The organism is Falsiroseomonas ponticola, assembly GCF_016805305.1.
Lineage (GTDB): Bacteria > Pseudomonadota > Alphaproteobacteria > Acetobacterales > Acetobacteraceae > Falsiroseomonas > Falsiroseomonas ponticola.
Map to the genome: position 1 here is coordinate 1 of NZ_JAERQN010000008.1, position 22,524 is coordinate 22,524.

Here is a 22,524-nt window from a genome sequence, read left to right on the forward strand (position 1 = left end):
CGGCGCCGTCATGCGCAAACTCGTCGTCATCCTGAACGCCATGATGCGCACACGACAGCCTTGGGCCACCTCCAACCACCAGACCGCCTGACCCCACCACGCCCAGCGCAAGACGGTTGCTGGGAACCCATGAGATTGGTCGTTGGAGGGAGGGGCGCGGAGCGCGCGCCGGGCAAGCGGTCGTGCCGCGCCCCTCCCTCCAACGACCAATAACCTCGCGGTCCAGGGGGCCGTTGCCCCCTGGCGAGGGAGAGGTCTGGAGAGGGGCGAGCAGCCCCTCTCCAGGGCAACCGCCGCAACGCCAGCCCCGCTACCCCGCTGCCAGCGCCTCCGCCGTTCCCGCCCGTGCCAGCCAGCCATGGATGGCGCGGCCCAGCGCGCGGGCGACCTTGGCGCGGTGGTCGGGGCGTCGGAGGGCGGCTTCGTCGGCGGGGTGGCTAAGGAAGCCCATCTCCACCAGGACGGAGGGGATCTCGGGCGCCTTCAAGACCACGAAGCCCGCCTGGCGGTGGGTGTTGGGCAGCAGGGGCACGTCCTCCCCCAGTTCCTCCACCACCAGCCCGGCCATGCGGGCGCTGCCGGCGCGGGTTTCGGCCCGCATGAGGGAGAGGAGGATGGCCTGCACCTCGGGCGGCACGGAGGGGAGGCGGAGGCCGCCGGCGCGGTCCGCCAGGTTCTCCCGCCGGGCGAGCGCGCCGGCGAGCGCGTCGGAGCTGTCGCCGAGCGTATAGACGGAGGCGCCGCGCGCACCCGGCGCGCTGTCCGCGTGCAGCGAGACGAAGAGGGTGGCCTGGCGCCGGCGCGCGAATTCGACGCGGTCGCCCAGCGGCACGAAGCGGTCGTTGCTGCGCGTCAGGGCCACCCGGCAGCGGCCGCCGGCCTCCAGCAACTTCTTCAGCTCCTCCGCCGCGGCCAGGACGATGCGCTTTTCCTGCGTGCCGCGGGTGCCGATGGTGCCGGGGTCCCGCCCGCCATGGCCGGGATCGAGCACGACGAGGGGCAGCGGCCCGGCGCGGGCGGGGCTGCGCGGGGTGCTGGCCCCGGGCTGCGCGCCGCCGGGCTGGGACCGGCCGAGGTTGGAGGCGGTGGCGGTGCCGCTTTCCGCCAGTGGCCGTCCCGCTGCTGCCAGGCGGGCGAAGCCGCCGGCGGTGGTCGGTTCCAGTTCGATGACCAGGCGCCCGCGGCTTTCCTCCACGCGCTTCACGGCGGCGGGGCGCAGCAGATCGAGCCGCATCTGCCCGCGTTCCGCGACTCCGCGCCGCACGGGCCCGGCCGAGCCCAGGCTCGCCGGTCCGCGCCAGGCGGCGCCCGGCGTGGCCAGCACCAGGCGGTTCGGGCGGGTGGCGGCGACCAGGCGCCAGCGCGTGCCGGCCGGCAGGGCCAGGGTCAGCCGCGCGCCGTCGCCCGCCGGTTCCAGCGTGGCATCGGTGACGGCGGCCTCGGCCGGCCGCGGCGGCGGCAGGGCGGCGAAGGCGAGCGCGAGGCTCGCCAAGGCACGGCGACCCAGCATGGTGTCGGGTAGTCCCCCGCAGGCGCCGGCACCGCCCCCCGGCGCCGGAATGGCGGCATGATGCCATGGCGGGGCGGGCACTTGCCAGCATCCGTTGAGATCGCGCTTCAACGGGCGGCACCCCGGGGCCCGCGGGCCGCCGCCGGGGCCGGCTTGCGCCCATCGCACGAATCGGCGATCGGGTGGCGCGCTGCCCAAAGCCGGGTGTGTGGCCGCGGCGCCTTGTGGCCCCCGGTTGCACCGCCTATGGTGGGTCGCCCCGGTGGCGTCAGCCGCTGGTGGGATCCTTGTGTTCGCGCGGCCGCCCGGCCCGCATCCCGCCCCGAGATCGTGGCCGGTGATGCGCCAGTGGTGGCCTTAGTCCTGGCATGGTGATCGGGCGCCGCCCATCGCCGCGTTTCGCCAGGTGCCGCGGCCCCCGATCCCGCCGGCGCGGCGCATGCGGCGCATCCTTCCCGCTGGCCGGCCCCTGGATTGCTCCTTGGGCACCGTTCGGCGGGGATGCGTTCCATGCCCACGCCGCCCGCCCGATTGCGCCTGCAACCGGCGCCCCCGCCTGGACCGCTGTCCCCTGGACCGCGTTCGGGAGACCAGCTCAAGGGGGCTGCCGATTGAAGGGTTTCCGGGGCAGCGCGAGGCGCGCCCGCCGGGAACGGTCTGCCATGGGGTCACCCCCGGGCTCATCGCTCCCAATGAACCCAACAGGGTCGTGCCGCCAGGCCGACCCGCCGAGAAGAGGACCGGATCGCCGCCGCATGGAAACCTTCCTGCCGCGATTCCGTCGCTTCCCGGGCCCCGCCACCCCCTGCCGCCGCTGCCGGCCCCTGGGCGGACCCCCAGGCCAGCGCGGTGCGGAGTCCCCTCACCCATGACCAAGCGCATGCTGATCGACGCATCCCACCCGGAAGAGACCCGGGTGGTGGTGCTGGACGGCAACCGGCTCGAAGCCTTCGACATCGAGTCGGCCAACAGGATGCCCCTCAAGGGCAACATCTACCTCGCCCGCGTCGTGCGGGTCGAACCGAGCCTCCAGGCCGCCTTCGTCGAATATGGCGGCAACCGGCACGGCTTCCTCGCCTTCGGCGAGATCCACCCCGACTACTACCAGCTTCCCGTCGCCGACCGGCAGCGCCTCATCGAGATGCAGCAGGCCGAGGCGCGGGAGGAGCAGGAGCGCGAGGATGCCGAGGAGGCGGCCCGCGACATCGATGCCGCGCTGAACGGCGCGCTGGAAGCCGCCGCCGCGGCGGAGCTGGAAGCCGAGGCCGCCGAGCCCGAGGCGATCGCGGTCGTCGAGGTGACGGCCGAGGCACCGCCGGCCGAGACCGTGACAGGCGAGGCCCCCGCCGAAGGCGCCGCGCCCGACGCCCCCGGGCAGCTCGCCGAACAGCCCGCCGCCGAGGCGGATGCCGAGGCCGCCGCCGAGGAGGATCGCGGCGAGGATGACCGCCGCGAAGATGACCGGCGCGAGGATGACCGGCGCGAGGACGAATACGAGAGCGTCGGCAACGCCGATGCCCCCCCGCCGGAGACGGTCGGCGGCACGACCGAGGATGACGCGCGCGAACGCCGCATCCCGCCCCGCTTCCTCCGCCACTACAAGATCCAGGAAGTCATCAAGCGCCGCCAGATCATGCTGGTGCAGGTGGTGAAGGAGGAGCGGGGCTCGAAGGGCGCCGCGCTCACCACCTACATCTCGCTCGCCGGCCGCTTCTCGGTCCTGATGCCGAATTCGCCCCGCGGCGGCGGCGTCTCCCGCAAGATCACCTCGGCGGCGGACCGCAAGCGCCTGCGGGAGATCATCGACGAGCAGGGCCTGCCCCAGGGCATGTCGCTGATCGTGCGCACCGCCGGCGCCGCCCGGCCGAAGCCCGAGATCAAGCGGGACTGCGAATACCTGCTGCGGCTCTGGGACGGCATCCGGGAACGCACCTTCGCGAGCTCCGCCCCCGCCCTGATCTATGAGGAAGCGGACCTCATCAAGCGCTCCATCCGCGACGTCTATGGCAAGGACGTCGAGGAAGTGCTGGTGGATGGCGAGGACGCCTACAACGACGCGCGCGAATTCATGCGCATGCTGATGCCGGCCCATGCCAGCAAGGTCCGCCCGGTGCGGGACGGCGTGCCGCTCTTCGCCCGCCATGGCGTCGATGCGCAGCTGGACGCCATGCACAGCCCGACCGTGCAGCTGAAGTCCGGCGGCTACATCGTCATCAACCAGACCGAGGCGCTGGTCGCCATCGACGTGAACTCCGGCCGCGCCACCCGCGACCGGCACATCGAGGACACGGCGCTGCGCACCAACCTGGAGGCGGCCGACGAGGTCGCGCGCCAGCTCAGGCTGCGGGACCTCGCGGGCCTCATCGTCATCGACTTCATCGACATGGAGTCGAACAAGCATGACGGGATGGTGGAGCGCCGCCTCAAGGAAGCGCTGAAGCAGGACCGCGCGCGCATCCAGGTCGGCCGCATCAGCCATTTCGGCCTGCTGGAGATGTCGCGCCAGCGGCTGCGCCCCAGCGTCGTCGAACACGCCTATGTCGCCTGCCCGCATTGCCAGGGCCGCGGCCTGGTGCGCGGCGTGGAAAGCAGCGGCCTGCAGGTCCTGCGCGCGATCGAGGAGGAAGGCGCCAAGCGCCGCGCCGCCGAGATCATCGTGCATGTCGCGACGCCGGTCATGCTCTGGCTGCTGAACCGCAAGCGCGAGCGGCTGAGCCAGATCGAGCAGAAATACGCCATGTCCGTGCTGGTGCAGCCGGACGACACGCTGATCCCCCCCGCGCTGCGGATCGAGCGCACCCGCGCCCAGAACCCCGACGCCATCGCCGAACGCCCCAGCGCGCTGCGCATGGACTACGCGCCGGAGCCCGAGGAGCCCGAGGTCGATACGCTGGAGGAGACCGAGGAGGAGGCCCCGCCCCCGCCCCGCCAGCGGGAGCCGCGCGACCAGCGCCCGCCGCGGGAGCCGCGGGCCGAGGGCGGCGCGCCGCGCGAAGGCGCGCCGGAGGCCGAGGGCGATTCCTCCGCCGAGGGCCAGCGCCGCCGCCGCCGCCGCCGCCGCCGTGGCGGCCGGCGAGAGGGCCTGGAAGGCCGCCCCGAGGGTTCGGGCGAGGGTGCCAATGCCGGCGCCGAGGATGAGGGCGAGGAGGAGGAGATGAGCGCCGAGGCGGTGGCCGAGGCGATCGCCGAATCCGTCGCCGCCTCCCCGGATGCCGATGGCCCGTCGCCGGACGCCGAGGCGCCCGCGCCCGAGGCCGCCGAGGATGAGGGCGCCGCGCGCCGCCGCCGCGGCCGCCGCGGCGGGCGCCGCCGGCGCGAGGGCGAGGAGGCCGCGGGCGAGGAATCGCCGGCCGCCACCGCGCCGCCGCCGCGCCGCGCGCCGACGCCGGCCGACCCCTTCGCCGGGCATATGGACGACATCTTCTCCGCCATGGAAGCGGCGGAGGAAGCCGCGGCCCGCGCCGTGACCACGCGCCGCGCCCCGGCGCCGGCGGCCGCCCCCGTCGTCGAAGCCACCGAGGCGGCGCCCGTCGCGGAGGCCCCCGCCTCGGAAGCCCCCATCGCGGAGGCCCCCGTCGCGGAGGCTCCCGCCGCGGGAGCGCCTGTCGCCGAAGCCCCCGCCGCCGAAGCCCCGGCCCCGGAAGCACCCGCGCCGGAGGCCCCTTCTGTCACGGTCGGTGCCAGCTTCGAGGCCCGGGCCGAGGCCAGCTTCACCCCCGCCGCGCCGGAACCTGGCCCGGCGCCCGAAGCCACGCCGCCGGCAGCGCCGGAGGTCGTGGCCGCGCCGCCCATCGCCCCGATCGTGCTGGGCGAGGGCGCGGAGGCCGACCTGCCGCGCAAGCGCGGCTGGTGGCGCCGCTGATCCCGGCCGCCACGCGGATCGCCTGATCGGGGCCGCCGGGAGCGCATCCCGGCGGCCTCGTCATTCCGGCCTGCCGCCAGCCGCATGGCTGCCCTCCCCTCCCCCCGGTTGCAGCCGGGCGGCCAAGCGGTGATGGTGCGGCGGACCAGCCGGCGGGGCCGGCGCAGGGGGAGTGCATGGCGTGGCGCAGCTGACCGTCCTCGAGCCCGAGGGCATGTATCCCGACACCGTGCTGGAGCAGGAGATCCTCGGCCCGGCCGTGGACATGCTGCATGGCGGCGCGCCCCACACCGAATCGCTCGACATGCTGTCCGACGATGTCTGCGCCCGCGTCGATGGCCTGCTGATCTTCCGCCACTGGCTGCGCCCGCAGCACATCGCCCGCTTCCCGAAGCTCAAGGTCGTGGTGCGCATGGGCGTGGGGTATGACCGGCTGGACCGCGCGGCCTGCGCGGCGCGCGGCATCACCGTCTGCAACGTGCCGGACTACGGCACCATGGAAGTCGCGGACCATGCGATGTCGCTGGTCCTGTCGCTGACCCGCGGCGTGATCCTGCACCACGACCTGCAGCGCGAATCGCCGCCGGCCGCCTGGCGCTACGTGGACAGCCCGCTGATCAAGCGCGCGCAGGAACAGGGCTTCGGCATCATCGGCCTCGGCCGCATCGGCACCGCGGTCGCGCTGCGGGCCAAGGCCTTCGGCTTCAAGGTCCGCTTCTTCGACCCCTACCTGCCGAACGGCGTGGACCGCGCGCTGGGCATCGAGCGGGCGCGGACGCTGGAGGAGCTGATGCGCGGCGCCGACATCCTCTCCATCCACGTGCCGGACACCCGCACGACGCGGGGCATGATCGGCGCGCGGGAACTGGCCTGGCTGCCCCAGGGCGCCGTGGTGGTGAACACGGCGCGCGGCACCAGCCTCGACATCGATGCGCTGGAGGCGGCGCTGCGCTCCGGCCACCTGGCCGGCGCGGGGCTCGACGTGATTCCCGTGGAACCGCCGGTGGACCCGGTGCCGGGCCTGCTGGCCGCCTATCGCGCCCGGGAGGAATGGCTGAAGGGCCGCGTCGTCATCACGCCCCACAGCGCCTTCCACACGCCCCATGCCTGGGACGACATCCGCCGGAAAAGCGCGGAGACGATGCGGGACGTGCTGGTGCTCGGCCTGCAAACGAATGTGATCCGGCCGGAGCAGGATTGACGGCGCCCGGCTGCATCGCCGTAACACTCCCGCGATAAAGGGCACGCCCCGCCCGCGGGGCTGCCCCGGGATCGCCCTCCCGGGCTGCCGAATCATGGCAACCGGGCGGCGAGCTCCCTACACGCAACGCGCGAAAGTTTCGGCATCGTTGAAAAAAAGAGATTGACGCGGTGCACACAGTCACACACTAATGTGTGCCGCAGGACAGCGTCAGTCGCTACAAGATTGACTTCCTTGCCAAGGAGATCAGCGGTTTGGCCCGCCATGAGGCGAAAATCCTGGGATGGCGGCCATCTCCCTGGCGAGGGAACCGGTAGGCATGCACGTCTTCCTCGACATATCCCGGTTGCTGAGCGTCGCCCATCGGACCGCCCCCTCCGGCATCGACCGGGTCGAACTGGCCTATGCGAGGCACTGGGCCAACCTGGCTCCAACGGAATGCACCTTCGTCGCGGAAGTTCCCCTGCTGGGCTTCGCGGCCCTGCCGGCCTCGCTCGTCCGTGAACTCGTCACCGCGCTGGAGGAAGCGTGGGAGAGCGGCACGCGGATCGCGACCGGTGCCGCGCGCCGGGCCCGCCTCTCCCTGCCCTTCGGGCGCGGGGCGCTGGTGGAGGCGCTGCGCAGGCCGGGCCCGAAATGCTTCCTGCTGGTGTCCCACCGCGCCCTGGAACGGCCGGCGCGGATCGCCGCGCTGCGGCGGCAGGGCTGCCATTTCGTGCCGCTGATCCATGACCTGATCCCGCTGCACCACCCCGAATTCGCCCGGGCCGGCCATGCGGAGAAGCATCGCCGCCGCATCGTCACCACCGCCGCGCTGGCGGACGCCATCATCGTCAATTCCGCCGCGACGGCGGCCGAGCTGATGCCCTGGCTCAGCGCCCGCCCCTCCCCGCCCCAGGTCGCGGTCGCGCCGCTCGGCGTCACGCCGCCCATGGTGGAAGCGCCGCCCGTGGCGCTGCGCCCCTATTTCGTCGTGCTCGGCACCATCGAGCCGCGCAAGAACCACCTCCTGCTGCTCAATCTCTGGCGGCAGCTGGCCGGCACCCATGGCGCCGCCGCCCCCCGCCTCGTGGTCGTCGGCCGCCGCGGGTGGGAGAACGAGAACGTGCTCGACATGCTGGAGCGCTGCAGCGCGCTGGACGGGCTGGTGCGCGAAGCCGGCCCGCTGCCGGACCGCGAAGTGGCCTCCCTGCTGCGCGGCGCGCGCGCCCTGCTCTTCCCCTCCTTCGCCGAAGGCTTCGGCCTGCCGCTGGCCGAGGCGCTCGCCCTCGGCGTGCCGGCCATCGCCTCCGACCTGCCCGCGCTGCGGGAAGTGGGGGCCGCGGCGCCGGACTACCTCGACCCGCTCGACGGCTCGGCCTGGCGCGGGGCGGTGCTGGATTATGCACGGTCGGACAGCGTCGGCCGCCGCGCGCAGCTCGGCCGCCTCGCCAACTGGAAGCCGCCGAGCTGGGAGCGCCACTTCATCGAGGTCGATCGCCTCATGGTGCGCCTGGCGCAGCGGCCGATCGGCCAGCCATCGCTCCTCCCCGCCGTGCCGGCCCTGGCGCGGCCGGAGCCTGGCGTCGGACGCCGCGATGAAGGCCATCCGTGACGCTGCTCGCCGTCCCGCCGGGCCACACTGCCTTCCGCCTCGCCCCCCTGCCGAAGCCAGGCCACTGACCGGGACGAGGGCAGCAGCATGACGAGCGCCGATCGCCCAGGACGGGCCAGGCGGCCTGGGGCGGCAAGGCCCGGCGCGGGCCGGGCCCGCGGCCGGGCGGCCATGCCGATCGCCATCGTCGGCGCGGGCTGCCGGCTGCCGGGCGCGCCCGGCCTCGATGCGCTGTGGCCGATGCTGGAAGCCGGCACCGATGCCGTGACCACCCTGCCGGCCGACCGCTTCCCGCTCGACCTCTTCCTGCATCCGCGCCGGGGCGAGCCCGGTCGGTCCCATACCTTCGCCGCCGGCACCATCGGCGATGCGCGCGGCTTCGATGCCGGCGCCTTCGGCATCTCCCCCCGGGAAGCGGCGGAGATGGACCCGCAGCAGCGCGTGCTGCTGGAGGTCACGGCCGAAGCGCTGGAGGATGCGGGCTGGCGCCCCTCCGCCGTCGCCGGCCGCGGCCTTGGCGTCTTCATCGGCGGATCGGCGACGGACTACGCGGAGCTGCGGCTGCCCGACTACGCCGGCAGCGACCGCTACTTCATGACGGGCAATGCGCTGTCCATCCTGTCGAACCGCCTGACCAACGTCTTCGACCTGCGCGGCCCGGCGCAGACCATCGACACCGCCTGCTCCTCCTCCCTCGTCGCGCTGCACGCGGCCTGCGCCGCGATCGCGGAGGGGCGGATCGAAGGCGCGCTGGTGGGCGGCGTGCAGATGCTGCTCTCCCCCTTTGCCTTCATCGGCTTCTCGCGCGCCGGCATGCTCTCTCCCAGCGGGCGCTGCCGGGCCTTCGACGCGGCCGCCGATGGCTATGTGCGGGGCGAAGGCGCGGTCGCGCTGCTGCTGAAGCCGCTCGATGCCGCCCTCGCCGCCGGCGATGCGGTGCGGGGCGTCATCCTCGGCACCGGCGTCAACAGCGCCGGGCGCACCATCGGCCTGTCGCTGCCGAACCGGGAAGCACAGGCCACCCTGATCCGGCGCGTCATGGCCGAAGCCGGCGTCACGGCGGAGGACCTCGCCTATTTCGAGGCGCATGGCACGGGCACCCAGGCCGGCGACCCGACGGAGGCCTGGGCCATCGGCCAGGCCGCCACCGGGCGCAGCCGGCCGCTGCCCATCGGCTCCATCAAGACCAATATCGGCCATCTGGAGCCCGCCTCCGGCCTGGCGGGCCTGCTGAAGGCGATGCTGGTGCTGGAACGCGAGCGGATCCCGCCGACGCTGCACCAGGCCCGGCCCAACCCGAACATCGACTTCCCCGCCCTGAACATCCGCGTGGGCAGCGAGGGCGAGGCGCTGGACCGCGCTACGCCGGGCGCGGTGGCGGGCGTGAACTCCTTCGGCTTCGGCGGCACCAACGCCACCGTGCTGCTCGGCCCCGCGCCGGCGCGCCCGGCGGCGGAGGGTGCCGCCAGGCCAGGCGCCGGGACGGGCGCCATGCCCCCCCTGCTGCTCTCCGCCCGCTCCGCGGCCGCGCTCTCGGCCCTGGCCGGCCGGTGGGAGGACAGGCTCCGCGGCGCGGATGCCGCCACCGCCGCCGCCCTGGCACGGGGCGCCGCACGCCACCGGGACCTGTCGCCCCATCGCCTGGTGCTGCGCGGCCGGGATGGCGATGCGCTGGCCGCGGCCATCGCCGCCTGGCGCCAGCCCGCCCCCCGCCCGGACACCGCGGCCCCGGCCGGCACGGCGGCCGCCGGCATCGCTTCCGCCGCCCCGGCATCGTCGGGCGGCATCGGCTTCGTCTTCAGCGGCAATGGCGCGCAGCATGCGGGCATGGCGCGCGCCGCGCTGGCGCATTCGCCGGCCTTCCGCCGGGCCTTCCGCCCGGTGGATGCCACGCTGGCCCCGCTGCTCGGCTGGTCGCCGCTGGCGAAGCTGCGGGGCGGCGTCACGGCCGCCGAACTGGCCGCCACCGACGTCGCCCAGCCCCTGCTCTTCGCCATCCAGGTCGCCAGCCTCGGCGCGCTGGCCGCCCAGGGCATCCGGCCGGGCATCGTGCTCGGCCATTCGGTGGGCGAGGTCGCGGCCGCCCATGCCGCCGGCATCCTGGACCTTCCCGCCGCCGCGCGGCTGGTGGTGGCGCGCAGCCGTCACCAGCAGCGCATGCGGGGCGTGGGGCGCATGGCGGCGCTCGGCGCCTCGGCCGCCGATGCGGCCGCGATGATCGCGGAACTCGGCCCCGCCGGCGCGGGGCTGGAGATCGCGGCCCGCAACGCGCCCGCCGCCGTCACCCTGGCCGGCCCGGCGGAGGCGCTGGCGGCGCTGCAGAAGCTGGCCGAGGCGCGGCGCCATTCCTTCATCCCGCTCGACCTCGACTTCGCCTTCCACAGCAGCGCCATGGACCCGGTGCGGGACGGGCTGCTGGCGGATCTGGCGGCGCTTTCGCCCGGCGCGGCGCGCCTGCCCCTCGTCTCCACCGTGACCGGCCAGGTGCTGGATGGCACCACGGCCGGGGCGCTCTACTGGTGGCGCAACCTCCGCCAGCCCGTGCTGTTCGACGCGGCGCTCCGCGCGGCGCTGGAAGCCGGCGCGCGGCTTTTCGTCGAAATCGGCCCCCACCCCGTCCTGCAATCCTACATGCGGGAGACGTTCCGCGCCGCGGGCGCGGATGCCGCGCCCTTCGCCACGCTCAGCCGGCGCGACGCGGAAGCGCAGGACCCCTTCCCCGGCATCGCGGACCGGCTGGTGGCGGGCGGCGCCGACCCGCGCGACGGCCCCGCCTTCCGCGGCGCGGCGATCCGCCGCCTGCCGCTGACGCCCTTCGACCGCCGCCCCGCCTGGCATCCGGCCACGCCCGAAAGCACGCGGCTGCTGGACCCGGAGCGCGATCACCCGCTGCTCGGCTTCCGCCAGGGCAGCGAGCCCGGCACCTGGTCGCGCCTGCTGGATACGGAGCTGGAGCCCTGGCTGGTGGATCACCGGCTCGGCCCCGATGCGGTGCTGCCGGCCTCGGGCATGCTCGACATGGCGCTGGCCGCCGCGCGCTGCCGCCATCCGGAAGCCGCCGCCCTGGAAGTGGCAGAATTCCGCATCCTCCGCCCGCTGGCCCTCGAAGCCGGGCGGACGCGGGAGGTGCGCAGCACGCTGGATGCCGCCGGCGCCTTCCGCCTCGAAAGCCGCCGGCGCCTGTCCGGCGAAGGCTGGGCCCTGCATGCGCAGGGCGAGGCCCATCCCGTCTCCGCCGCCGCCCTGTCCCTGCCGCCGCGGCAGCCGCTGCCCGGCGCGACGGTGATCGAGGGGCCGGCGATCCGCGCCCGGGCCGCCAGCCTCGGCCTGACCTATGGTCCCGCCTTCGCGGCGGTGGAGCGCGTCGAGGCCCTGGGCGGCCGCGCCGGGGAGCCTGACCGCGCCCTGGTGCGGCTGGCGCTGCCCGATGCCGCGCCCCCCGATGCCGGCTTCCTGCTGCATCCCTCCCGGCTCGACGGGGCGCTGCAGGGCCTGTTCGGCCTGCTGGCCGAAGCCGCGCTGCCGCCCGGCATCGGGATCGCCCCCGTGCGCTTCGCCCGGCTCGTCACGCGCCCGGGCGCCGTGCCCCCCGTGCTGGCGGAGGTGTCGCTGCTGCGCCGCGGCGCGCGGTCCGTCACCGCCTCCGCCGTGCTGCGCGATGCCGCCGGCCATGCCGTGGCGCGCATCGAGGGCGCGGTGTTCCAGATGTTCACCCAGGCCGGGGCGCTGCCCGCGGCCGATGCCGCCTGGCGCATCGCCCTGGCCCCGGCGGCGGAAGGCGCGCCGCCCACGCCTGCCCTGGCCCCGGCGCTGGAAGCCGCGCGCAGCGCCGCCGCAGCAATGGACCAGACCGAGGCCGCCCTGCTGCTGGAAGCGCATGTCGCGGCCGCCGCGCAGGCGCTCTACGCCACCATGCCCGCCCATGCCGACGCGGCGCCGGAGGCATCGCCCTACAACGCCTTCCTGCGCCGCGCCCTGATCGAGGACGGGGCGGCGGAGCCCCTGACGCGCGGCGGCATCCGCCTGCTGCCCGATTCCGCCCTGCCGCCGGCCGAGGCCATCTGGCGCTCCGTGCTGGCGGAACAGCCGGGGCTGGCGCTCGACCTCGCCTGGATCGCGGAAGCGGCGGAACGGCTGCCGGAAGCGCTGCGCGGCCAGCGGCGCGATCCGGCGCCGCCGCCCGCGGAGGGCCTGGCCATGGCGCGGCTGGCGGATGCGCTGGCCGCCGCGGTGGGCGCGCTGGCCGCCGCCTGGCCGGAAACCCGGCCGATCCGCATCCTCGAAGTCGGTGCCGCGGGGGGCGTGCTGGCGCGCCGCGTGCTGGCGCGCATCGCGCCGCTCGGCCGCGCGCTGGTCTATGTCGCCGCGGGGGAGGGCCATGTCGCCCTGCCCGCCCTGCCGCCGGGGCTGCCCGCCGGCAGCAGCCTGGCCGGCGCCGTCTGGAACCCGCTCTCGGACGCGCCCGCGCCGCTGGTGGCGGACCTCGTCATCGGCCTGGCCCCGGCCGCGCGCGCCCGGGCGGGCGTCGCCATGGCGTCGGCGCTGCGCCGGGCGCTGGCGGAAGGCGGCACGCTGCTGCTGGCCGAACCGCTGCCCGGCCGCGTCTGGACCTTCGTCTGCGGCCAGGATCCGGCCTGGTGGAGCGGCCTCGGCCCCGATCCCGCGGGGTCGGCCGGCGGATCCCTGCCCGATGCCACGCTCTGGACCGGGCGCCTCGCCGATGCGGGCTTCCGCGCCGTGGCGGCGGAAGCGCTGGGCTGCGCGCCCTGGCCCGCCCTGCTGCTGGCCGGGGAGGCGCCTCCGCCCCCCGCCGCCGCGCCGCCCGCGCCGCCGCGCACCCTGCTGCTGGCCGATGCGGCATCCCTGCCCCTGGCCGATGCCCTGGCCGCCCGCCTGCTGCGCCGTGGCGGCAGCGTGGCGCGCGCGGCGCTCGACGCGGCGATCGATCCCGCCACGCTGCGCGGCGCCCGCCTCCTGCTCTGCGCCAGCCCGGACGCCGCCGGCCTGCCCGGCACCCTCGCCGCCATCACCCGGCTGGCGGAGGCCGCGCAGGGCCAGGCCAGCGGCTTCATCCTGGCGACCAGCGGCGGCCAGCAGCCGGCGGAGGGTCGCCACCAGCCGGAAGCGGCCGCGCTGCTCGGCCTGATGCGCGTGCTGGCGAACGAGATGCCGGCCCTGCGCCCGCGGCGGATCGATGTCGCCCCCGGCATGCCGCCCGCCGCCGCCGCGCGGCGCCTGGCGGCCGAACTCGATTCGCCGGCGCCGGAGGCGGAGGTCACCCTCGGCCCCGACCAGCGCCTGGTGCCACGGCTGCAGCCGGTGCCGGCCGCGCCGCCCGCCGGACCGCTCGCGCTCGGCATCGGCCAGCCCGGCCGGCTCGGCACGCTGCGCTGGGAAGCCGCGCCCGAACGCGCGCCCGGCGCCGGGGAGGTTGCGATCGCGGTGGAAGCCGCGGGGCTGAACTTCCGGGACCTGATGTGGGCGCAGGGCCTGCTGCCGGAGGAAGTGCTGGAAGCCGGCTTCGCCGGGCCCACCCTCGGCATGGAATGCGCCGGGGTGGTGACGGCCGCCGGCCCGGGGGTCGCGATCCGCCCGGGCACCCGCGTCTTCGGCTTTGCGCCGGCCGCGCTCGCCGCCCGCGTGGTCACGCGGGTGGAGGCGATCGCCCCGCTGCCGGATGGGTTGAGCGCCGAGGAGGCGGCGACGATCCCCGTCGCCTTCCTGACCGCGCTGCATGCGCTGGAATCCTGCGCCGGGCTGCAGGCCGGGGAGACGGTGCTGATCCATGGCGGCGCCGGCGGCGTCGGCCTCGCGGCGCTGCAGGTGGCGCAGCTCGCCGGCGCCCGCGTGGCGATGACGGCGGGCAGCCCCGCCAAGCGCGCCTTCCTGCGCGCCGCCGGGGCGGAGCTGGTGCTGGATAGCCGCGACCCGGGCTTCGCCGACGCGCTCCGCGCCGCCTGGCCCGAGGGCGTGGACGTGGTGCTGAACTCCCTGGCCGGGGAGGCGATGGAACGCAGCCTCGGCCTGCTCAAGCCCTTCGGGCGCTTCGTCGAGCTCGGCAAGCGCGACTATGTCGAGAATCGCCGCGCGCCGATCCGCCCGCTGCGCCGCAATGCCAGCTATTTCGCGGTGGATGTGGACGAATTGCCGCGCGCCCGCCCCGGGGTCGCGGCCCGGCTGCTCGCCCAGGTCCGGGACCGGCTGCAGGATGGCAGCTTCCTGCCCCTGCCCCATGCCGCCTTCGGGCCGGAGGAGGTGGAGGCCGCCTTCCGCACCCTCCAGGCCTCGGCCCATATCGGCAAGCTGGTGATCCGCCCGCCCGCGCCGGCCGGGGAGGACGCGGCGGAATGGGCGCCGCCCGCGGAGGCGACGATCGTCGTGGTCGGCGGCACGCGCGGCTTCGGCCTTGCCACCGCCAAATGGCTCGCCGCCCGGGGCGCGCGCCACCTGGCGCTGATCAGCCGCCGCGGCGCCGTGGCGGCGGATGGGCCGGGGGAGGAGGCGACGGCGCTGCGCGACCTCGCCGCCCTCGGCGCCCGTGCCGCCATCCACGCCTGCGACGCCGCGGATGCGGAGGCGCTGGCCGCGACGCTCACGAAAATCCGGGCCGGCCGGCCGATCGGCGGCGTGGTGCATGCCGCCGCGGTGCTGGACGATGGCGCCGCCACCGCCATGGATGCCGCCCGCTTCCAGCGCGTGCTGGCGCCCAAGCTGGCGGCGGCGGAGAATCTGGACCGGCTGACGGCGGGCGACCCGATCTCCCTCTTCCTGCTGTTCAGCAGCGCCACCACCGCCTTCGGCAATCCCGGCCAGTCCAACTACGTCGCCGCCAATGCGGGCCTGGAAGCGCTGGCCCGCCGCCGCCGCGCCGCCGGCCGCCCGGCGCTGGCCGTGGCCTGGGGGCCGATCCACGATGTCGGCATGCTGGCCGCGGATGGCGACAAGGCCGCGACGCTCAACCGCCGCCTCGGCGTCGCCGCCATGACGGCGGCGGAATCGCTGGCCCTGCTGCCGGCGCTGCTGGCCGCCGGCGATACCGCGCCGATGGTCGTCCGCCTGGGCGCCGCGGAAGGGCGCTTGGCCCTGCCCATCATGCGGGAGGCGATGCTGGCCGTGCTCGCCGGCCCCGCCACCGCCGCCCCCGCGCGGGACGATCTGCGCGCGCACCTCGCCAGCCTGCCGCGGCCGGAGGCGGAGGCGCTGGTCCTGCGCCTGGTGACGGAGGAGATCGCCCGCATCCTGCGCCTGCCGCCGGAAGGGGTGGGCGCCGATGCCGCGGTGACGGCGCTCGGCCTCGACAGCCTGGGCGCGATGGAGCTGCGCGGCGGCCTCGAACAGCGGCTCGGCGTGCAGGTCGCGCTCTCCGCCCTGAGCGAGGAGTTGACGGTGGGGACCCTGGCACGGCAGATCGCCGCCACGGCCATCGCGCAGCCGGACACGGAAGCCACCATCTCCACCCTGATGGAGGCCTTCGAGCCCGCCGCGGGGGATATCCGCGCCGCGGAGTAGGGGCGCCGCCGCCGGGCATGCCCCGGGCGCACAGCATCGGGGGTTCGGCACGCGACCATGGCAATGATGCCCCACAATACCGGCGCGCGGCGCAACCCGTCCTGGCGGGTGGCCTAGCGCATGGTCAGGGGACAGGGCTTCGGCCTCTCGGCCACCGCGCGCCTCGCCCTGGTGCAGCGGCTTGCCCGGCGGCGGGAAGGGCCGGAGGCGCAGGCCGCCGCCGATGGGCGCGGCTTCGGCAGCATCCAGAACCTGCGCGACTGGGAACTGGTGCGCGAAGGCATGGCCGCGCTCGGCATCGAAAGCCCGTTCTTCCGCACGCATGAAGGCCGCGCCGGCGGGCACAGCCTGGTCGGCAACCGCGACATCATCAATTTCGGCTCCTACGACTATCTCGGCCTGAACGGCGATCCCCGGCTGCACCAGGCGGCGGCGGATGCGATGGCGCGCTACGGCATTTCGGCCTCCGCCTCCCGCCTCGTCTCCGGCGAACGCCCGGTGCACGCGGCGCTGGAAGCGGCGCTGGCGCGGCATTACGGGGCGGAAGCGGCGCTCGCCTTCGTCAGCGGGCACGCCACCAACGTCACCGTCATCGGCCACCTGATGGGGCCGCGCGACGTCATCCTGCACGACGCCGCCATCCACAATTCCGCGGTGGAGGGCGCCAAGCTCTCCGGCGCCCGGCGCGTGGCCTTCGCGCACAACGATGCCCGCGCGGCGGAACGTGAACTGGCCGCCGCCCGCCGCGGCGCGGCGCGCGCGCTGATCGTGGTGGAAGGCCACTACTCCATGGACGGGGACGTGCCGGACCTCGCCGCCTTCGTCGCCATGGCGCGCAAGCACGATGCCTGGCTGATGGTGGATGACGCGCATGGCCTCGGCGTGGTCGGCGCCACCGGCCGCGGGTCCTTCGAGGCCGCGGGGATCGACCCCGGCGAGGTCGATATCTGGATGGGCACGCTGTCCAAGACGCTCTGCGCCTGCGGCGGCTACATCACCGGCCGGCGCGACCTGATCGACTGGATGCGCCACACCGTGCCGGGCTTCGTCTATTCCGTGGGCCTGGCGCCGCCGCTCGCCGCCTCCGCCCTCGCGGCGCTGGAGGCGATGGAGGCCGAGCCCTGGCGGGTGGCGAAGCTGCAGGCGAATGCGACGCTGTTCCGCGACCTCTGCCGCGCCCATGGCTTCGATACCGGCGCCTCCGCCGGCCTCGGCATCGTGCCCGTCGTGCTCGGCAGCACCGTGCGCGCCATGCGGGTTTCCGCCGCGCTGCTGGAGCGCGGCGTGAACGCGCTGCCGATCATCTTCCCCGCGGTGCCGGAAAAGGCGGCGCGGCTGCGCTTCTTCATCTCCGCCGAGCATGAGGAGCGGGATGTGCGGGACGCCGTGGCGGCGCTGGTCGCGGCGAATGACGGCATCTCGCCCACCGATCTCGTTGGGTGATCGAGGCCCGGCCTGTCCAGGGCCGCGCGGAGGAAGCCGCGTTCCACGCCCTGCCCGCCCGGCTGCCCGACTGGGCGCCCCGGCTACGGTGGGAGGAACGGCGCCTCTTCGCCCCGGCCACCAACGGCTTCCTGCGGACGCATGCGGTCGCGCGCTTCCTGGCCTGGCGGGATGGGCGCGCCATCGGCCGCATCGCCACCTGCGTGCCGGAGGCGGCGGCCGCCCCCGCGACCTTCGGCTTCCTGGCGGTGGAGGAGGACCCAGCGGCCCTGCGGGCGCTGCTGGCGGCGGCGCGCGGCTTCGCCGCCGCCCGCGGCCGCGAATCGCTGCTCGGCCCGCTCTCCTTCACCATCAACCATGAGGTCGGCGCGCAGACCGGCTTCTTCGACCGGCCGCCGATGCTGCGCATGCCCGGCACGCCCCCCTGGCTGCCCGCGGCGCTGGAGGAAGCGGGCCTGCGCCCCGCGAAGGATGTCCTGGCCTGTACCGTGGACCTCGGCACCGAACGCCACCGGGCCCGCTTCGCCCGCCTCGCCGCGTCGCGCCCGACGGAGATGGCCCGGCTCACCATCCGCCCGCTGCGGCGCGCCGATTACGCGGCGGAGGTCCGGCTGGTGGCCGCGATCTTCGACGATGCCTGGGCGGATAACTGGGGGGCCGTGCCGCTCGCCCCGGCGGAGGTCGAGACCCTGGCCGGCCTGCTCCGCCCGCTGCTCTGGCGGGGGGAGGTCTTCTTCGCGGCCTGGGACGGGCAGCCGGTCGGCCTGCTGTCGCTGGTGCCGAACATCGATGCCGCGCTGCCACGCGATGGCCGCCTGTTACCCCTGGGCTGGTGGCGGCTGCTGCCGGCGCTGGCGGGGCGCATCCCGGGCGGCGCCGACCAGGCCCGCATCCCGATGCTCGGCATCACCCGCGCCTTCCGCCGCCACCCCGCCTCGGCGCTCGCCATGGGCGCGCTGCTGGCGGAGGGCTTCGGCCTGGCGGAGCGGCGCGGATGGCGGCGCGTCGAGATCTCCTGGATCCTCGAGGACAATGCGGCGATGCTGAACGCGATGGCGCGGCTGCCCGCCCCGGTCACCGGCCGGTGGCGGCTGTGGTCGCTGCCCACGGCATCGCCCAACCATGCTTGAAGTCCCGCGAAACCCGGGACGCCGCCCCCGCCATTGACAGGTGCCGCGCCCATGGTGGCTATGGGGGCCATGCCACCGTCCGACGCCCTGCCGTCGGCCAGGATTCGCGGCGGCCTTGCCATCATGGCGGCGCCACCGCGCCCCGGGCCGCGATGCTTCCTCTTTCTGCAAGGCCCGGTGAGCCCCTTCTTCCTGGAGGTCGCCCGCGGCCTGGCCGCGCAGGGCCATGCCATCCACCGCATCAACCTCTGCTTCGGGGATTGGCTGTTCTGGGGCCGGGTGGAGGGCCAGCCCAGGGCGGTGCACTACCAGGGCCGGCCCGCCGACTGGCCCGCCTTCATCGCCGGCTACCTCGACCGGCACGGCATCACGGATGTGGTGCTGCTGGGGGAGCAGCGCCCCTACCACCGCGCCGCCATCGGCGCCGCCGCGGCGCGTGGCATCGCCGTGGTGGTGACGGATTTCGGCTATTTCCGCCCGGACTGGATCACGCTGGAGCGCGACGGCATGGGCGGCGACAGCCGCTTCCCGCGCGATCCCGCCCGCATCCGGGCCCTGGCGCAGGCCCTGCCGCCGGCCGACCTGGCGGAGCGGCTGAAGGATGATTTCCGCCGCCAGGCCACCTGGGACGTGATCTACAACCTGGCCAACATCGCGCCCTGGCCCTTCCCCCACTACCGCTCCCACCAGCTGCACCACCCGGTCGCCACCTATTGGGGCGTGGCCCGCCGGCTGTTGCGCCGCCGGGCGGAGCGGGCGGAGGGCGACCGCGCCCTGGCCGCCATCGGCGAGCGTCCCTTCTGGCTCTTCGCCATGCAGATGGAGGCCGATTTCTCCGTCCGCGCCTATTCCCGCTACCCCGACCTCGACACGCCGATCGCGGAGACGCTGGATTCCTTCGCCGCGCATGCGCCGGCGGAGGGGCAGCTGCTCATCAAGGTCCATCCCCTGGACCCCTGCATGAAGCGCTGGGCGGCGCGGATCGGCCAGGCAGCCGCGGCCAGGGGCCTCTCCGGCCGCGTCCATGTCGCGCATAACGGCAGCCTGGACGCCATGGTCCGCGGCATGCGGGGGCTGATCACCATCAACAGCACGGTCGGGCTGAAGGCGGTGGTCTGCGGCAAGCCGGTGAAGGCGCTGGGCATGGCGGTGTGGGACCTGCCGGGCCTCGCGCATCAGGGCACGCTCGACAGCTTCTGGACGGAAGCCGCGCCGCCCGATCCCGCCTTCCGCGCCGATTTCCTGGCCGCGCTGCAGGGGACGACGCAGCTGCGCGGCGTGTTCTACGCGAAGGAAGGCCGCGCCGTGGCGGTGGCGGCGGCGACCCGGGCGCTGCATGAGGATCGCGTCGGCGCCTTCCTGCCGCCGGTCAGGGCGCGCGGGGCGGCGGCTCCTCCGGGCTGACGCGGAAGCGCATCAGCCGGACCGCGGGATCGCCGAGCCAGGGCGGCAGCAGCCCCAGCAGCCGCATCCCCGCCGCCATGGGCCAGGGGAAGCCGAGGCGCGGCACCCCCACCAGCAGCGCCCGGTGCACCTTGGCCGCCGCCTCCTCCGTCCCCAGCAGCAGCGGGCGCGCGCCATGGAAGCGGTCCCCCATCGCGCTGCGGAAGAAGCCCGGGGTGATCACCGTCACCCGGATGCCCCGGCCGCGCTCCGCCGCGCGCAGCCCCTCACCCCAGGCGATCAGCCCGGCCTTGCTGGCGCAATAGCCGGGGAAGTCCGGCAGGCCGCGGAAGCCCGCGATGCTGGCCACCAGCGCCACCTGCCCGGATCGCCGCGCCCGCATGCCCGGCAGCAGCGGCGCCACCAGGTTCATGGCGCCGACCAGGTTCACCATCACCTGCCGGGCCGCCGCCGCCCCATCCTCCGGCGTGCCATCCGGCGCCCGGCCGGCGGAGGTGCCGGCATTGGCGACCACCAGGTCCACCGGCCCCGCGGCCTCGAAGGCCGCCAGCGCCGCGGCGACGGCGCCGGCCTCCGTCACGTCCACCGCCACCGTCTCCACCGCCGCGCCGGCCACGCGGCATTCCTGCGCCACGCCCTCCAGCGCCGCGGCCGTGCGGGCCAGCAGCAGCAGCCGCATGCCGGGTGCGGCGAAGCGCCGCGCCAGCGCGGCCCCCAGGCCGCGGGACGCCCCGCTGATGACGACCGAGCGCGCTTCCTTCATCGCCACCCCCCGATCCGCGCGATGCCGCGCCGCAACCACCCCTCCGCCGCGCGGATGGCGGAAAGGCGGCCAGGCGGGAAGAGCCCAGGCTGCGCCAACCGGTCCAGCAGCACCTCCGGCGGGCAGGGCAGCAGCGTCAGCGGATCGATGCAGCGGGGATAGAGGATCAGCGCCGCCGCCACGAGTTCGTCGATCGTCGCGCGCCGGGTGCGCGGCGGCGCGCCGGCGGGCAGCGCGCCGCGATCCTCGGTCAGCCCCCAGCCCGCATAGAAGGGCATGCCCCAGCAGGTCACGGCCACGCCGCGCAGCAGCGCCTCGAACCCGGTCAGGGATGTCAGGGTATGCACCGCATCCACCCGCGCCAGCAGCGCCGCGATCGGCGCCCGCTCCACCACCCCATCCGCCAGCGCCGCCAGATCCCCCCGCGCGATCCGCCCCCGCCGGAACCCGGCCTCGATGTCCGGATGCGGCTTGTAGAGGAGATGGGCATCCGGCTCCGCCGCCCGGACGGCCCGCAGCAGGTCGATGTTGCGGCGGATGGCGCCGCCGCCGCGGCGGACGGAGGCATCGTCCTCCACCTGGCCCGGCACCAGCACCACGCGCCGCCCGGGCGGCGCCGCGATGGCGGGCTCGGCGCCGGCCAGGTTGTACTTGGTGATGCCCCGCGCCACGACCGCCTGGCGCAACGCCGCCGCCCGCGCCAGCAGGGCAGGCGCGAATCCCCCGGCCTCGATCAGGCGCGTCAACTCGCTCGGCGCCGCCGGGTCGTAGTAGGCGCCGCCGGAATCGAGGGCGAAGGACGCCCCGGGCCGGAAGGCGGCGCCGAGCCCGGCGGAGCGGATGAACCCATCCTCCAGCCAGCGCAGCGGCACCCCCGCCGCTTGGCATCGGGCGGGCAGGTCGGGCGGCGCGCTGGCCGCCCAGGCCAGCAGCGCCCCGCCACGCGCCTTCGCCGCCGCCACGGCCGGGGCGGCGCGGCCATGGAAGGACGGCGCCGGCGCGGCGGAGGCCAGCAGCGCCCGCACGCGGTCCCGCTTGTAGGGATGCACGCCGAGGCAGGCGGCGATGCCCCGCGCCTCCGCCTCCCGCTCCCGCCACAGCGCGAGGATCGCCAGCGCATGCTCGATCTCGCAGGGCTCCCCGGTGAAGGGGTCCGCGGCGCGCGTGGCGGCGAGCAGCGCGGCCCAGGTCGCGACGGGATCGGCCCCGGCCAGCGGCCCATCCGCCACCCTGACCCCCGCCGCCAGCGCCAGCAGCGCCAGCGGGCGGGAGGCCCCGTGCAGGGAGGCAGCGGCATCCAGCACCGTCCAGGGTGAAAGCCGCGGCAGCCCGCCAGGGGGCGCCACCCCGAAGGGATCCGCCACGCGCAGCAGGGGCGCGGCGCCGGCCTGCGCAGCCTGCGGCCCGCCCGCCGCGACCATGACGGCCGCGCCCCGCGGCGCCAGGCCCAGCGCGGCCGCGCCCGGATCCTCCAGCCCCGGCGGCGCGCCGATGCGCCCCGCCACCATCGCCGCCATCACCCGGCGCGCGCGGTCGAGGCAGGGGGCCGGCGGGGGCCGGGCCAGCGCGGCGCCGATCGGGTCCGGCCCCGCCCCCACCACCAGCAACAGGGGAACCTGCCGGGCGCCGAGGCGGGGGGGCAGGAAGGGCCCGGGCGTCCAGGCCAGGGGGGCAGCCATCCCCTCCGGCGCCGCATCCACCGGCGCCCCGGCCACGGGAACCAGCCGCCGCCCGGGCCAGAAGGCCCCGAGATGCGGCAGCTCCGACAGCGCCGCCGCCGGCACGCGCAGCGGCAGCGCGGGTTCCTCGTTCCGGTCCGGCACGCCCCGACCCTAGAGCATGGGGCCGGGATAGGGAATCGGGCGGGCGGCGTTCCTGCCCTGGTTTCAAGGGTTTCGCGCCCGCCCGTCGCGCCCGCGCAGGCGCCGCCCCGGCCCCGGCGCCGGGATGCGGCGGCGCCCGGTTCCCGGCCCGCCGGCCGGCCCCGGGGGCCGTTGCGCGGGCGGTTTGCGTTTTGCGTCGCCCTGGTAGTTCCGCTAAACTCTTGCCCCATGAAGCAAGCCGACGTGATTGGAAGCTCCTTGGCCGCACCAAGCCGGGGCAGGCGG

At 75.8% G+C, this 22,524-nt stretch carries 10 protein-coding genes; 7 read left to right on the top strand and 3 right to left on the bottom strand.

Features of this window, described 5'->3' with window-relative positions; genetic code table 11:
- Window positions 1-310 precede the first annotated feature (310 nt).
- The gene (locus JJI54_RS21020; RefSeq protein WP_203075032.1) at window positions 311-1,510 is read right to left on the bottom strand and encodes an N-acetylmuramoyl-L-alanine amidase family protein; all 1,200 of its coding nucleotides are present in this window, start codon (window positions 1,508-1,510) and stop codon (window positions 311-313) included.
- Window positions 1,511-2,378: 868 nt separating this feature from the next.
- Between JJI54_RS21020 and JJI54_RS21025 the strand changes: the two genes are divergently transcribed.
- From JJI54_RS21025 to JJI54_RS21055, 7 genes are all read left to right on the top strand, one after another.
- Complete coding sequence (locus tag JJI54_RS21025; RefSeq protein WP_203075033.1) at window positions 2,379-5,372, top strand: Rne/Rng family ribonuclease; 2,994 nt, start codon at window positions 2,379-2,381, stop codon at window positions 5,370-5,372.
- Between the two features lie 181 nt (window positions 5,373-5,553).
- Window positions 5,554-6,573 carry a C-terminal binding protein gene (locus JJI54_RS21030; RefSeq protein WP_318987544.1) on the top strand — a complete coding sequence of 340 codons (1,020 nt, stop codon included), beginning with the start codon at window positions 5,554-5,556 and terminating at the stop codon, window positions 6,571-6,573.
- A gap of 319 nt (window positions 6,574-6,892) precedes the next feature.
- Window positions 6,893-8,167 (top strand): glycosyltransferase family 4 protein, encoded by a 1,275-nt coding sequence (locus tag JJI54_RS21035; RefSeq protein WP_203075034.1) that lies wholly within the window; start codon window positions 6,893-6,895, stop codon window positions 8,165-8,167.
- Between the two features lie 171 nt (window positions 8,168-8,338).
- A complete protein-coding gene (locus tag JJI54_RS21040) occupies window positions 8,339-15,676 on the top strand; it encodes a type I polyketide synthase (RefSeq protein ID WP_203075035.1) in 7,338 nt (2,445 codons plus the stop codon).
- 120 nt (window positions 15,677-15,796) lie between these two features.
- Window positions 15,797-17,119, top strand: coding sequence for an aminotransferase class I/II-fold pyridoxal phosphate-dependent enzyme (locus JJI54_RS21045; protein WP_203075036.1), 1,323 nt, complete (start codon window positions 15,797-15,799; stop codon window positions 17,117-17,119).
- Window positions 17,116-18,249: a hypothetical protein gene (locus JJI54_RS21050; RefSeq protein ID WP_203075037.1), complete on the top strand. Its 1,134-nt coding sequence runs from the start codon at window positions 17,116-17,118 to the stop codon at window positions 18,247-18,249. The genes JJI54_RS21045 and JJI54_RS21050 overlap by 4 nt, the downstream gene beginning before the upstream one ends.
- Window positions 18,250-18,426: 177 nt before the next feature.
- Window positions 18,427-19,653, top strand: coding sequence for a capsular polysaccharide export protein, LipB/KpsS family (locus JJI54_RS21055; protein ID WP_203075038.1), 1,227 nt, complete (start codon window positions 18,427-18,429; stop codon window positions 19,651-19,653).
- Here the strand turns inward: JJI54_RS21055 and JJI54_RS21060 are convergent.
- Both JJI54_RS21060 and JJI54_RS21065 read right to left on the bottom strand, forming a co-directional pair.
- Window positions 19,619-20,416, bottom strand: a complete 798-nt coding sequence (locus JJI54_RS21060) for an SDR family NAD(P)-dependent oxidoreductase (protein WP_203075039.1) — start codon at window positions 20,414-20,416, stop codon at window positions 19,619-19,621. The two genes, JJI54_RS21055 and JJI54_RS21060, sit on opposite strands and share 35 nt — an antisense overlap.
- Window positions 20,413-22,239, bottom strand: coding sequence for a capsular polysaccharide export protein, LipB/KpsS family (locus JJI54_RS21065; RefSeq protein ID WP_203075040.1), 1,827 nt, complete (start codon window positions 22,237-22,239; stop codon window positions 20,413-20,415). Before JJI54_RS21065 ends, JJI54_RS21060 begins: the two co-directional genes overlap by 4 nt.
- Window positions 22,240-22,524 lie beyond the last annotated feature (285 nt).